The organism is Kitasatospora sp. cg17-2 (assembly GCF_054031055.1).
Map to the genome: position 1 here is coordinate 4,304,396 of NZ_CM132923.1, position 13,727 is coordinate 4,318,122.

The following is a 13,727-nucleotide window of genomic DNA, read 5'->3' on the forward strand; positions in this document are numbered from 1 at the left end:
ACAATAGCAGCCGGTGATGATGCCCAGATGAGACGCGCTGGACACCCCGGCGGGCCCGGCGAACCGGTCCCGGCCCGCCGGTTTCCGGGCCGCGACGGGACACCGACGGGACACCGGCCGGGCCGCCGGTTGCAAACCGCCGGTTCCGGTACGCCGACGGGGCGCCGCCCCCGGAAGGACGGCGCCCCGCGCCGGACAGTGGGCGGCCCGTCCCCGGGCGGCCCGATCAGGTACCGGGGAAGCTGCGCTCCCACGGGTGGCCCCAGGCGTTGCCGGGCTTGACCACCACGCTGATCCTCGGCTCGAAGCCCTGGAGGTCCTTGCCCATCCGCTCGCCGGTGGCCGGGTCGGCGACGACCACCGTCATCGGCTCGCCCAGCTGCCGGGCGCCCTTGCGGACGTGCTCCATCGACGCCTGGTACTCGGCCTCGTTCTGCTCGAAGGCACCGATGTTGACCCAGTGCGTCTCGTACAGCGGCAGGATGTCGCCGCCCCGGTTGCGCAGCAGCGAGGCCAGCCAGGTGGACTTCAGGTTCTTGTAGGCGTCGTTGGAGTAGAGCACCATCACCGCGCCGGGGATGTCCGCGAGGTCCTCCGCGACGGTGGCACCGTGCCGGGGACCTATGTCGCTCCAGGACTCCCCCCGGCTCCAGGCCATCAGCCGGTTGCCGTCCCAGGCCGAGGGCCCGGACTTGAAGGACTCCATGCCCCACTGGACGCCGGCGAACAGGCTGAGCGCCGTCACCACGGAGACCGCCGACAGCACCGCGTCGCCCGCCCGGCGCCGCAGCACCGGGGTCCGGGCCGGGGTGCCGGCCCGCAGCAGCGGACCGACCGCGCCCAGCGAGACCAGCGCGATCACCACACCGGTGCCGGCCAGCTTCTCGAAGTAGTAGGAGACGTGGCCGATGCTGTGGACCTGGTACCAGGCGAAGGCCCAGATCACCGCACCCGTGCCGAGCAGCACGGCGAGCTGCGCCCGGCCGGTCGCGGTCCTGCGGTTGGCCGGCGCCGCGGCCGCCAGCACGCCCAGCAGCAGACCGCCGATGAGCAGCACCCGGTCCGCCGCGACACTCGGCCCGCCGAGGTTGGAGGCGCCGGCCACGTCGAGCTGGGAGAGCACGGAGATCACGCTGGGCAGACCGGCCACGCCGAGGGTGACCACGGCGAGCACGAGGTACAGCGGCCAGCGCCTGAGCCGGAAGCGGCGGCGGTGGACCACCAGGGCGGCCACCAGCACGACCCCGGCGATCGCCCCGAAGAGGTTGTAGACGTAGGTGACGATGATCAGGCCGAGCGCGGCGACCAGGAGGAACTCCGGTGTCCGCATCGCGGGGCGGATCATGAAGGCGGTGAGCAGGGCGACCATCAGCAGACCGATGACGGTCGAGTCGAACCCGTGCGGCACCAGATCGGCGTAGTTGCTCGCGAGCACCAGCGAGGCGACCGTCCCGCAGACCGCCGCGGTGCGCCAGCCGCGCAGTCGCGGTCCGCCGATCCAGCGGGCTCCCCAGACCAGCGCGGTCCCGAGCAGCGCGTAGGCGGCGAGGATCAGGAGCAGGTAGCGGTTCATCGCGCCGACCGGCGTGCCCAGGTCGGTGCTGGAGCGGAGCAGGGAGTCGATCCAGGCCAGCAGGAAGTGCGAGCCCTGCGGGTAGGTGACCTCGCCGGGGCCCATCAGGTAGGCCCGCGCGGCCTCCTGGTGCAGGAAGTTGTAACCGCCGACGTGCTCGATGCCCACGAAGTAGGAGAAGTGGTTCAGCCGGTCCTCGGCGGTGGCCAGGAACTCCATCCGCCACTCGGGGCCCTTGCCGACCAGGGGCAGGTGCAGGTAGTGCCACAGCACCGCGCCGGTGCCGAGCACCATCAGGTCGGACGGGCGGAACCGCAGCGGAAGCCTCGGTGCGCGACGGCCGGTCCAGCCGGCCAGGACCACGACGGAGAACAGCACCCCGGAGGTCGGGATCGGGTCGATCCCCCACGGCCAGACCGAGAACAGCAGTCCGAGCACGACCACACCGCCGGCCACCACCAGCGCGGCGGCGACCAGTCGGTCGAGCAGCACCCCGCCGACCCGCATCACCGAGGCGACGGCCAGGACGAGCAGCGGCAGCAGCACGATGCCGAGACCGGTGGAGATCAGCGCGGCCGGCAGCAGCCAGGACGCGAGCAGGGCGCCGCCGAGGGCGGGCAGGCTGCGGGCCGGCCGTCCGCCGGAAGGAGCTGCCGGGACGGGCAGGTCGTCGGGTGCCGCCGTCTCCTCGGCCGAGGACCTAGCGGCCACGATGGTGCGGAGTCTTTCCACGAGCCCCAGAAACCCCATCCCTGATACGGGCACCCTGGCGCCCGGGTTCACTCCGGCGTTATGCCGCGATCCTAGTTGACGGTTTTGAGCACAAAGACAGAGGGCTTGGTGAGGATCCTGGGATCCTCACCAAGCCCATCCTGACCAGGGGTCAAGAGTCAGAGCATCAATTACTTGATGATCTTGGTGACCTGGCCGGCGCCGACGGTCCGACCACCCTCACGGATGGCGAACTTCAGGCCCTCCTCCATGGCGATCGGCTGGATCAGCGCGACCGTCATGCCGGTGTTGTCGCCCGGCATGACCATCTCGGTGCCCTCGGGGAGGGTCACGACGCCGGTCACGTCCGTGGTACGGAAGTAGAACTGCGGGCGGTAGTTGTTGAAGAACGGGGTGTGACGGCCACCCTCGTCCTTCGACAGGATGTAGGACTGGGCCTCGAAGTCGGTGTGCGGCGTGACCGAACCCGGCTTGATGATGACCTGGCCGCGCTCGACGTCCTCGCGCTTGATGCCGCGGAGCAGCAGACCGACGTTCTCACCGGCCTGGCCCTCGTCGAGCAGCTTGCGGAACATCTCGATGCCGGTGACCGTGGTGGTGGTCTTCTCGGTCTTGATGCCGATGATGTCGACGGTCTCGTTGACCTTGAGGATGCCACGCTCGATACGACCGGTGACGACGGTGCCACGACCGGTGATCGTGAAGACGTCCTCGATCGGCATCAGGAACGGCTGGTCCACGGCGCGGGCCGGGGTGGGGATGCTCTCGTCGACGGCGTGCATCAGGCCGAGGAGCTTCTGGCCCCACTCGGCGTCGCCCTCGAGGGCCTTCAGCGCGGAGACGCGGACGACCGGCAGGTCGTCGCCCGGGAACTCGTACTCGGAGAGCAGCTCACGGACCTCGAGCTCGACGAGCTCCAGGATCTCCTCGTCGTCCACCATGTCGGACTTGTTCAGCGCGACGACGATGTAGGGGACGCCGACCTGGCGGGCCAGGAGGACGTGCTCCTTGGTCTGCGGCATCGGGCCGTCGGTGGCGGCGACCACCAGGATGGCGCCGTCCATCTGGGCGGCACCGGTGATCATGTTCTTGATGTAGTCCGCGTGACCCGGGCAGTCGACGTGGGCGTAGTGACGCGCCTCGGTCTGGTACTCGACGTGCGCGATCGAGATGGTGATACCGCGCTGCCGCTCCTCCGGCGCCTTGTCGATCTGGTCGAACGGCGTGAAGGGGTTGATGTCCGGGTACGCGTCGTGCAGCACCTTGGTGATCGCCGCGGTCAGCGTCGTCTTACCGTGGTCGATGTGACCGATGGTGCCGATGTTGACGTGGGGCTTCGTCCGCTCGAACTTCGCCTTCGCCACTGAGTCCTCCTGAGGACAGTTCTGTACGCCGTGGTGACGTCAGTTGGTCTTTGATCGGTTTTGTGTGGGCTGTCCGGAGGACACCCCGTGCCGTCCCACTGGGTGGGGGGCCGGAGGCCCCGGGAGGATCCGACCGGATCCTCCCGAGTTGCCTCCCAATAGCCTAAGGGGTGGCTGTCGTCCCGAAAGTCGGGACGTTACTCGCCCTTGGCCTTCGCGATGATGTCGTCCGCGACGTTCCTCGGAACCTCGGCGTACGAGTCGAACTGCATCGAGTAGCTCGCGCGACCAGAGGTCTTGCTGCGCAGGTCACCGACGTAGCCGAACATCTCGGAGAGGGGCACCAGCGCCGTGACGACGCGGGCACCGTGACGCTCATCCATGGACCGGATCTGGCCACGGCGAGAGTTGATGTCGCCGATCACGTCGCCCATGTAGTCCTCGGGCGTGGTGACCTCGACGGCCATCATCGGCTCCAGGAGGACCGGCTTGGCCTTCCGGGCGCCTTCCTTGAAGGCCATCGAGCCGGCGATCTTGAACGCGAGCTCGGACGAGTCGACGTCGTGCGCCGCACCGTCGAGGAGCTTCACGCGAACGCCCTGGAGCGGGTAGCCGGCGAGGATACCGAACTCCATGGCCTCCTGGCAGCCGGCGTCGACCGACGGGATGTACTCCCGCGGCACGCGGCCACCGGTGACCTGGTTGACGAACTCGTAGCCCTCGGCCTGCTCGAGCGGCTCGATCGCGATCTGCACCTTGGCGAACTGACCGGAACCACCGGTCTGCTTCTTGTGGGTGTAGTCGATGCGCTCGACGGCCTGACGGATCGTCTCGCGGTACGCGACCTGCGGCTTGCCGACGTTGGCCTCGACCTTGAACTCACGGCGCATACGGTCGACGAGCACCTCGAGGTGCAGCTCGCCCATACCCGCGATGATGGTCTGGCCGGTCTCCTCGTCCGTGTTGACCTGGAAGGACGGGTCCTCCTCGGCGAGACGCTGGATGGCAACGCCCAGCTTCTCCTGGTCACCCTTGGACTTGGGCTCGATCGCGACGCGGATGACCGGGGCCGGGAAGTCCATGGACTCCAGGATGACCGGGTGCTTCTCGTCGGACAGCGTCTCACCGGTGGTGGTCTGCTTCAGGCCCATGACGGCGATGATGTCGCCGGCGCCCACCGAGTCGATCTCCTCACGCTTGTTCGCGTGCATGCGGTAGATCTTGCCGATGCGCTCCTTCTTGCCCTTGACGGCGTTCAGCACCGAGGTGCCGGACTCCAGGCGGCCCGAGTAGACCCGGACGAAGGTGAGCTTGCCGAGGTGCGGGTCCGACATGATCTTGAACGCGAGCGCGGCGAGCGGCTCGTCGTCCGAGGCCTTGCGGGAGATCTTGACCGTGTCGTCGCCCGGCTTGGTGCCCTCGATGGACTCGATGTCCAGCGGGGACGGCAGGTACTTGACGACGGCGTCGAGCAGGGGCTGGACGCCCTTGTTCTTGAACGCGGTACCACAGAAGATCGGGGTGAAGTCCGAGTTCAGGGTGCCCTTGCGGATCGCGGTCTGCAGCAGCTCGACCGGGATGTCCTCGCCCTCGAGGGCGAGCTCCATGATCTCGTCGCTGACGTTCGACACGGTGTCGATCAGCTGCTCGCGGTACTCGTCCGCCTGCTCCTGCAGCTCGGCCGGGATGTCGACGATGTCGTACATCTCGCCCTTGGCCGCCTCGGCGGACCAGACCAGCGCCTTCATGCGGACCAGGTCGACAACGCCCTGGAAGTCCGACTCGGCACCGATCGGCAGCTGCATGACCAGCGGGGTCGCGCCGAGGCGGTCCACGATGGTCTTGACGCAGAAGAAGAAGTTGGCGCCCGTGCGGTCCAGCTTGTTGATGAAGCAGATGCGCGGGACGCCGTAGCGGTCAGCCTGCCGCCACACGGTCTCGGACTGGGGCTCGACACCGGCGACACCGTCGAACACCGTCACGGCACCGTCGAGGACGCGCAGCGAACGCTCCACCTCGACGGTGAAGTCGACGTGGCCCGGGGTGTCGATGATGTTGATGGTGTGGTCGGCATCGTCGACGGTCCAGTGACAGGTCGTCGCGGCCGACGTGATCGTGATGCCGCGCTCCTGCTCCTGCTCCATCCAGTCCATGGTGGCAGCGCCATCGTGGACCTCACCGATCTTGTACGACACACCGGTGTAGAACAGGATCCGCTCGGTGGTGGTGGTCTTGCCCGCGTCGATGTGCGCCATGATCCCGATGTTGCGGACCTTGGCGAGGTCAAGGGAGGTTGCAGCCATGGTGGCTCGTTCTCTCTCTGTCTAGTGACGGGGTACGGACTACCAGCGGTAGTGCGCGAACGCCTTGTTGGACTCGGCCATCTTGTGGGTGTCCTCGCGACGCTTCACGGAAGCGCCCAGGCCGTTGCTGGCGTCGAGGATCTCGTTCATCAGGCGCTCGGTCATGGTCTTCTCGCGACGGGCGCGCGAGTAGCCGACCATCCAGCGCAGCGCCAGGGTGCTGGCGCGGCCCGGGCGGACCTCGACCGGCACCTGGTAGGTCGCGCCACCGACACGGCGGGACTTGACCTCGAGGGCGGGCTTGACGTTCTCCAGCGCGCGCTTCAGGGTGACGACCGGGTCGGCGCCGCTCTTCTCGCGGACGCCCTCGAGGGCGCCGTAGACGATCCGCTCGGCGGTGGAGCGCTTGCCGTGCAGCAGGATCTTGTTGACCAGCTGGGTGACGACAGGGGAGCCGTAGACCGGGTCGATGATGACCGGGCGCTTCGGGGCGGGGCCCTTACGAGGCATTCTTACTTCTCCTTCTTGGCGCCGTAGCGGCTGCGAGCCTGCTTGCGGTTCTTGACACCCTGGGTGTCGAGCGAACCGCGGATGATCTTGTAGCGGACACCAGGAAGGTCCTTCACACGACCACCGCGCACCAGCACGATGGAGTGCTCCTGCAGGTTGTGGCCCTCGCCCGGAATGTAAGCGGTGACCTCGATCCCGCTGGTGAGGCGCACACGGGCGACCTTACGAAGGGCCGAGTTCGGCTTCTTCGGGGTGGTCGTGTACACACGCGTGCAGACCCCACGGCGCTGCGGGGAACCCTTCAGCGCGGGAGTCTTGTTCTTCTCGACCTTGTCCTGCCGGCCCTTTCGGACCAGCTGCTGGATCGTAGGCACCGTTTCTCCGTTTTCTGTGTGCCAAGGCTTGGTGGAACTAACCTGCGGTGTTCCCTCGCACACGGCCCCGTGGTTCGACCCACGCGGTCGGGTGTGTTGGGTTTTTTCCGGCACGGAATCCCGTGGGCTGATGTACAGCGACGGCGCTTCACGCGCGGCGCGCCGTAAAAGACGCTCCGGCTCGGCGCGGCGACCGGTGTGCATGCACGCACAAGGACCCGGGGACACCCCAGGCACAAGGTCAGAGCGTACCTAGCGCATCGGGCTCGGTCAAAACAAATGGAACATCGCAGGTCGTGGCCCTGGCGCCGAGGTCCCCGCCGCCGCGGCCGATGCTTATAGCACACTCCCTCACGGCGCGCCGCGCAACTCGTCCCGCGCTCGGCCGACCGGAGTCCTCGGACAGTGACGGAGCGGACACACCGGCCGCGCCCCGTCCGCCGGGGGCCCCGGGCGGGGTCGGGCCGGGTCGGCGGGGCCCGCCGCGTCAGCCGAAGACGGCCACCGTCAGCATGATCGTCGCCCAGAAGGCGATCGACAGCCAGCCGAAGACGAGCCCGGTGACGGCCATCCCGTCGCCCTCCTCGTTCCGCTCGATCACCTGCCGGCGTCCGATGTGGCCGGTGATCACGGCCGGCAGCCCCAGCAGGCCGCCGGTCGGCACGCAGAGCAGGCCGAGGACCAGCGAGGTCACCGCCACGGCGTTGGTCCGCCGCTGCGGCGGCGGGGCCAGGAAGGTCGGCGGCACCGGGACCAGGACCGGTCCGGCCTGCGCGACCGTCATCTGCGGGGCGACCATCGGCCCGGCCGGCAGGTCGGCGACGAGCCGGGCGAGCTGGCCGTAGGTCTGCGCGGTGCTGGCCGCCTCGAAGCGCTCGCCGTACTCGGCGGCGCTGAGCCGGCCCTCGGCGAACGCGGCCTTCAGCACGTCCACCGTGCGCTCGCGGTCCGCGGTCGCCGCCCGCATCGCCGACTGCGGCATCGCGACCTGGGGCATCGCGGCCTGCGGCACGGCGGCCGGCGGCATCGCGGGGTACGGCATCGCGGGCGGGCCCGGAACCGGCGGCCGCGCCGCCCCGAACTCCTGCTCACCCCACGGCTGAACGGCCATCCGCCACCTCCCGGTACCCCCGCGCGACCACGGAGCCCCCCGTTCGTCGGACTCTCATAGTGCAGGACGAACGGGGGCTCCGAGTAGTTGCCGATTCTCCCGATCCGGTACACCTCCGGTTCCGCGGGCCGTCCCCCGCCGCACCGTTCACCCGTTTGGTCCCGACACACCAGGGGCATCGCCACAGGAGACAGGCCCGGCCGGGCGGTGGCAGGCTGTCGTCGGGCCCGTTTCGATCATGGAACGACCATCGGCCCCGACCGGTCCGACCACCACCAGAGAGAGCCGCCATGCAGGCATCGGCGCCGCCGCCGTCCCCCGACCCGACCTCCCCCGCGCCCTCCCCCGTGCCCTCGGCCGTGTCCATCCAGGGCCTGTGGAAGCACTTCGGGAGCCAGGCCGCCGTCGCCGGGCTCGGCCTGGAGCTGCCGACCGGGGCGTTCATCGGACTGGTCGGCCCGAACGGCGCCGGAAAGACCACCACGCTCTCGATGGTCACCGGCCTGCTCCGGCCCGACCAGGGGACGGTGCTCGTCCACGGCGCCGACGTCTGGGCCGACCCGGTCACCGCCAAGGCCCGGATCGGCATCCTGCCCGAGGGCCTGCGCATGTTCGAGCGGCTCAGCGGCCGCGAACTGCTCCAGTACAACGGCCGGCTGCGCGGACTGCCGGGCGCCGAGGTCGACCGCCGGGCCGAGGAACTGCTCGCCGTCCTCGACCTCGCCGACCACGCCGACAAGCTGGTCGCCGACTACTCGACCGGCATGCGCAAGAAGATCGGCCTCGCCGCCGCCCTGCTGCACAACCCGGACGTGCTCTTCCTCGACGAGCCGTTCGAGGGCGTCGACCCGGTCTCCGCCCAGACCATCCGCGGCGTGCTCAAGCGGTACGCGGCGGCCGGCTCCACCGTCGTCTTCTCCAGCCATGTGATGGAGCTCGTCGAACAGCTCTGCGACTGGGTCGCCGTCATCAGCGCCGGCCGGGTCATCGCCCAGGGCCCGCTCGACACCGTCCGCGGCGGGCGCAGCCTGCACGAGGCGTTCCTGGACCTGATCGGCGTCCGCGAGGACGACGGCCGGTCGCTCGACTGGCTCGGCGGGGGCGAGCGGTGAGCTCCTCCCCCGCCCCGACCCCGGCACCGGCCCCGGCACCGCTCCCGGCGTCCGCCCCGCTCCCGACGGCCGGGATCCCCGACGACCGGACGGTCGTCCGCACCCTGGTCTCGCTCAAGCTCCGGCTGCTGCGCAACGGGCTGCGCCGCAGCCGCGGCCGCGCCGCCCTCTACGTGCTCGGCGCCACCGTCGGCCTGCTGTTCGCGACCGGCATCGCCCTGCTGCTGACGATCCTGCACGACCACGTCGAGCACGGCGCCGCCGGTGACGCGGGCGTCGTCCTGGCCGCCGCGCTCACCCTCTCCTGGGCCGCGATCCCGCTGTTCCTCTTCACCAGTGACGAGAGCTCCGACCCCACCCGGCTCACCATGCTGCCGCTGCGGCCAGGACCGCTGCTGCGCGGCTCGGCGCTGGCCGCGCTGCTCGGCCCCGGACCGCTGATCAGCCTGGTGCTGCTCACCGGCGCCGCGCTGTCCGGCGCGCACGGCGCCGCCTCGGCGGTGGCCGGCGCGGTCGGGGTGCCGCTCGCGGTGCTCACCGTGGTGACGCTCTCCCGCGCGGTCGCCGCCGGGAACGCCCGGCTGCTCTCCAGCCGTCGCGGCAAGGACTTCGCCGTCTTCGGCGGCCTTCTCTTCGCGCTGCTGGCGCAGATCGCCAACCTCGGCTCGCAGAGCGTCTTCGGCAAGGCCGGCGAGAACGGCGCCGACCTCGGCCCGCTGGCCCCCTTCGCCGCCGTGCTGCGCTGGATCCCGCCGGTCGGCGCCGTCGACGCGGCGCGCACCGCGGGCGAGGGGCAGTGGCCGCTCGCGCTGCTCCAGCTCGCCGCGACCGCCGCGCTGCTCGCCCTGCTGCTGCGGTGGTGGCGCGCCAGCCTGCAGCAGCTGATGGTCACCGCGGACGCCTCGACGGTGGAGGTCGTCCGCGGCGTCCAGCGGGCGCGGCGCGGCCCGCGCTTCCTGCCGGAGGGCCGGACCGGTGCGGTGATGCAGCGCCACCTGCGCTACGCCTGGCGCGAGCCCCGGGCCAAGGCCGCCGTCTTCACCAGCATCGGGATGACGCTGGTGATCTGCGTGCTGTCGATCGTCCAGGGCTGGTCGACGGTCTACCTGGTGGCGATGACCGGGATGTTCCTCGGGCTGCAGATGCTCAACCTGTTCGGCATGGACGGCTCGGCGTTCTGGATGGTCGCGGCCACCCTGCTCACCCCGGCGGACGCCCGGGACGAGCTGCGCGGGCGCGCGTACGCCGTCCTCTCCTACGCCGTCCCGGTCACCCTGGTGCTCGCCCTGGTGCTGGCCGCCGCCACCGGCGACTGGTCCGGGCTGCCGGCCGCCGTGGGCGTCGCGTTCGCCCTGCTCGGCAGCGGCCTCGCGATCGGGGCCGTGCTCAGCGTGCTCGCGCCGTACACCATGCCCGCCGACAACAACCCGATGCGCAACGCCGCCCCGGGCCAGGGCGGGCTGGTGATGCTGAACAGCTTCGGCTCGATGTTCGGCAGCGCCCTGGTCGCCGCCCCGGCCGTCGGCTACCTGGTGTGGGCGCTGGCCACCGGCGCCGCCACCTGGCCGCTGCTGTTCGCCGGTCCCCTCTACGGCGCCGCCGTCGCCGCCCTCGGGCTGCGCCTCGCCGCCGGGCGGCTGCTGGAGCGCCTCCCGGAGATCCTGGCCAAGGCCGTCGAACGCTGACACCCGCGGGTGCCCGGGGTGCCTGGGTGCCGGGGTGCCGGGGTGCCGGGCGGATTTTCGGTGGCGGGCGCCCGGCGCGGACCGTAGCGTCCCGGGCATGAACGCCAAGCGCCCGCTGATCGCCGTCCTCACCGGCGCCGGGATCTCCACCGACTCCGGCATCCCCGACTACCGGGGCCCGAACGGCCTGTGGCAGCGCGACCCGGGCGCGCAGCGGCTGGTCACCGTCGGCCCCTACCTGTCCGATCCGGAGGTCCGCCGCGAGGCGTGGCGGATGCGGGCCGCGACCGGCGCGCTCGCCGCCGAGCCGAACGCCGGGCACCGGGCGCTGGTGGAGCTGGAGCGGTCCGGCCTGCCGCTGCGGGTCCTCACCCAGAACGTCGACGGACTGCACCAGCGGGCCGGGCAGACGCCGCGCAAGGTGCTCGAACTCCACGGCACCGCGCGGGAGGTGCAGTGCGTGGACTGCCGCGCGACCGGACCGACCGAGCAGGCCCTGGAGCGGGTCGCGGCGGGCGAGCCGGATCCGGCCTGCCTGGTCTGCGGCGGGATCCTGCGCCCGCGCACCGTGATGTTCGGCGAGCAGCTGGACACCGAGGTGCTCCGGCAGGCGGAGGCGATCAGTACGGCCTGCGAGCTGTTCGTCGCCGTCGGCACCAGCCTGCAGGTCTACCCGGTGGCCGCGCTGCCGTACGACGCGGTGCGGGCCGGAGCCCGGCTGATCGTGGTGAACGGCGAGCCGACGCCGCTCGACGAGGTCGCCGAGGAGGTCGTCCGGGAGCCGATCTCGACCGCCCTGCCGGCCCTGGTGGAACGGCTGGTCGCCCGCTTCGGCTGACCGCCCGCGCACGCCGGGCGCGGGCGGCGGAAAGGCTCGCGATCTTCCGAACTGCCCAGTCCCGGCGGCCTGTTCTGCGCTACGCTGCCGCGCGGAGCGGCGTGGTCGGTTTCCGGCCACGGGGGGAGGCCGCGCGGGCGGGGCACGCCCGCGCGCCGCACCGGGGCACGGGCGTGCCCGCTCCGCGGCGGCGCGTACGAAGGAGCCCTCATGACCCCAGGCCTGCTGGACCGCACCGCGCTCGGGGGCGAACTGCGGGCGCTGGCCGACCGCCCCGGACTGGCGCACCGTCAGGAGGAGCTGCGCGAACTGGGCCTGGCGCTCTCCGGGACGGGCGACCTGGACCACTGGGCCGAACTCGACCTGGTGCACAGCTTCGTCCGGCCGGAGAGCGTTCGGGCCGCGGTCCGGCCCCGGCCCGCGCCGAGGTTCTGGGCCTGGGCCGAAGCGGCGCTCGGCGGACTGGTGTTCGTCCCCCTGCTGATCACCTGGGGCGGGCTGATGCAGGCCAGCACCGCCTACCGGGCGCTGATCGGCGCGGACCCCCGGCAGGCCGCGCGACCCTTCCTCCAGCTCTGGCAGACCGGCTTCGAGGGCCGGCTGCCCGGCTGGGCCGGCTTCGGCGACATCGCGCGGTCCGCGACCCTGTTCATCGCGCTGCTGCTGGCGCTGTCCGTCGCGCACGGCCTGCGCCGGGCGGGCGCCGAGCGCCGCGAGGCGGCGGCCGAGGCCGAGGCGGAGGACCTGCTGGCGGCGCTGGCGCCGCTGCTCACCCGGGCCCAGCTGGTCCTGAACGAACGCCGCCGTTCGTCGCCGCAGCGCTTCGCGGCCGAGCTCACCGGCGCGGCGGAGACCCTGGAACGGCTCGTCCGGCAGGCCGCCGACGCCCAGCGCGACCTGGGCACGGCGGCCCTGGCCGTCGAGCGCTCGGTCGCCGGGGCCGAACAGCGGCTGGCCGAGGCGGGCGAGGCGGTGGACCCGCTGCGCCGGGCCGTCGACGGTGTGGAGAAGGCGGTCGACGGCATCGGCCGGGCCGTGGACGGCGTCGGCCGGGCGGTGAAGGACAGCGGGGACCTGCTCGCCGAGACCGTCCGGGACGGCGCGGCGGCCACCGACAGCCTGGTCCACCGGAGCGGGAAGCAGGCCGCCGACGCGGTCGACCTGGTCCGGCAGGCCACCGACCGGGTCGGCACCGGACTCGCGGACGCCGGGGAGCGGGTGGAGGACGCGGTACGGGACCTCGCGGTCGCCCAGCGCGGCTTCACCACCGGCGCGGAGACCGTCGCGGACGTCGGCGGGCAGGTGCTGGAGCGGCTGGACGGCCTGGCGCGCGAGGTCGTGGCGATGGCGGACCGGGTGGCCGCCGCGGCCTCGGCGGCCACCGCCGCGGCGGCCCGGCTGGACGCGGCGGCCGACCGACGGGGCGACGGGTCCCCGGGGATCGTGATGGTGAAGACCTCCGCCGGCCCCGGCCCCGACGAGGACGCCGCCCGGTCCCGGGGCACCGCCGCCACCACCACCGCCCGGGCCGGCGGTTCGACCGGCGACCTGGACGACCGGACGCTGCTGGACCTGGACGAGGTGCCGGTGCACGGGCAGGGCCGATGAGGGGCCGGTTCCGGACCGCGCGGCCGGGCCCGCGCGGCACCCACCTGGTCGGCTGGCTGTTCGCCGACATGCTGCTGGTGCTCGCCCTGGTCGCGATGGGCGACCAGGGCGACCCGGTGGCCGCCGAACGGGCCGCCGCGACGCCCGCCGCCACCCCGGGCGCGAGCCCCACCGCGAGCGCCTCGCCGGTCCCCACCCCCGCCCCGACCGGGCCGCGCGGGGTCGAGCACGACCCGGTCACCGTGGACGTGGCCGGGGACTCCTCGGACACGGCGGGCCTGGCCGCGCAGATCCGCGCCGCCACCGAGCCGTACGCCGGACGGCAGGCCGCCGTGGTCCTCACCTTCGGCAGCAACCGAGACCCGGGCGCCGGCCAGGCCTACGCCCACACCGTCAACGGCCTGCTCGCGCAGGCCCGTCCGGAGATGTTCCGGGGCACCACCGCGCGGGACTTCATCTCGCTCGCGGACAACCCCCGGCACGCCTCGCTGGAGATCTACTTCTACACCGGTTGACC

11 protein-coding genes are annotated in these 13,727 nt (G+C 71.9%); 5 read left to right on the plus strand and 6 right to left on the minus strand.

Annotated features, from left to right (window positions below; all coding sequences use genetic code 11):
- Positions 1-226: 226 nt before the first annotated feature.
- From ACW14Y_RS17945 to ACW14Y_RS17970, 6 genes are all read right to left on the minus strand, one after another.
- Entirely contained in the window at positions 227-2,284 is a 2,058-nt protein-coding gene (locus tag ACW14Y_RS17945) for a hypothetical protein (RefSeq protein WP_380304523.1), read from the minus strand.
- 191 nt (positions 2,285-2,475) lie between these two features.
- Positions 2,476-3,669 (minus strand): elongation factor Tu, encoded by a 1,194-nt coding sequence (tuf, locus tag ACW14Y_RS17950; RefSeq protein ID WP_266269924.1) that lies wholly within the window; start codon positions 3,667-3,669, stop codon positions 2,476-2,478.
- Between the two features lie 197 nt (positions 3,670-3,866).
- Complete coding sequence (gene fusA / locus ACW14Y_RS17955; protein ID WP_380304525.1) at positions 3,867-5,972, minus strand: elongation factor G; 2,106 nt, start codon at positions 5,970-5,972, stop codon at positions 3,867-3,869.
- A gap of 39 nt (positions 5,973-6,011) precedes the next feature.
- Complete coding sequence (gene rpsG / locus ACW14Y_RS17960) at positions 6,012-6,482, minus strand: 30S ribosomal protein S7 (protein ID WP_030393278.1); 471 nt, start codon at positions 6,480-6,482, stop codon at positions 6,012-6,014.
- A gap of 2 nt (positions 6,483-6,484) precedes the next feature.
- Positions 6,485-6,856 (minus strand): 30S ribosomal protein S12, encoded by a 372-nt coding sequence (gene rpsL, locus ACW14Y_RS17965; RefSeq protein WP_014144289.1) that lies wholly within the window; start codon positions 6,854-6,856, stop codon positions 6,485-6,487.
- Between the two features lie 487 nt (positions 6,857-7,343).
- Entirely contained in the window at positions 7,344-7,967 is a 624-nt protein-coding gene (locus ACW14Y_RS17970) for a DUF1707 and DUF4190 domain-containing protein (RefSeq protein ID WP_380304528.1), read from the minus strand.
- Between the two features lie 290 nt (positions 7,968-8,257).
- On the opposite strand from ACW14Y_RS17970, the gene ACW14Y_RS17975 reads away from it, so the two are divergent.
- The 5 genes from ACW14Y_RS17975 to ACW14Y_RS17995 all read left to right on the plus strand — a co-directional run bounded on the left by ACW14Y_RS17975 (position 8,258) and on the right by ACW14Y_RS17995 (position 13,725).
- A complete protein-coding gene (locus ACW14Y_RS17975; protein ID WP_380388471.1) occupies positions 8,258-9,079 on the plus strand; it encodes an ABC transporter ATP-binding protein in 822 nt (273 codons plus the stop codon).
- A complete protein-coding gene (locus ACW14Y_RS17980) occupies positions 9,076-10,764 on the plus strand; it encodes a transporter (protein ID WP_380388469.1) in 1,689 nt (562 codons plus the stop codon). Before ACW14Y_RS17975 ends, ACW14Y_RS17980 begins: the two co-directional genes overlap by 4 nt.
- A gap of 97 nt (positions 10,765-10,861) precedes the next feature.
- Positions 10,862-11,602, plus strand: a complete 741-nt coding sequence (locus ACW14Y_RS17985) for an SIR2 family NAD-dependent protein deacylase (protein ID WP_380304534.1) — start codon at positions 10,862-10,864, stop codon at positions 11,600-11,602.
- Between the two features lie 210 nt (positions 11,603-11,812).
- Positions 11,813-13,210 (plus strand): methyl-accepting chemotaxis protein, encoded by a 1,398-nt coding sequence (locus tag ACW14Y_RS17990; protein WP_456987604.1) that lies wholly within the window; start codon positions 11,813-11,815, stop codon positions 13,208-13,210.
- Complete coding sequence (locus ACW14Y_RS17995; protein WP_456987606.1) at positions 13,207-13,725, plus strand: hypothetical protein; 519 nt, start codon at positions 13,207-13,209, stop codon at positions 13,723-13,725. The genes ACW14Y_RS17990 and ACW14Y_RS17995 overlap by 4 nt, the downstream gene beginning before the upstream one ends.
- Positions 13,726-13,727 lie beyond the last annotated feature (2 nt).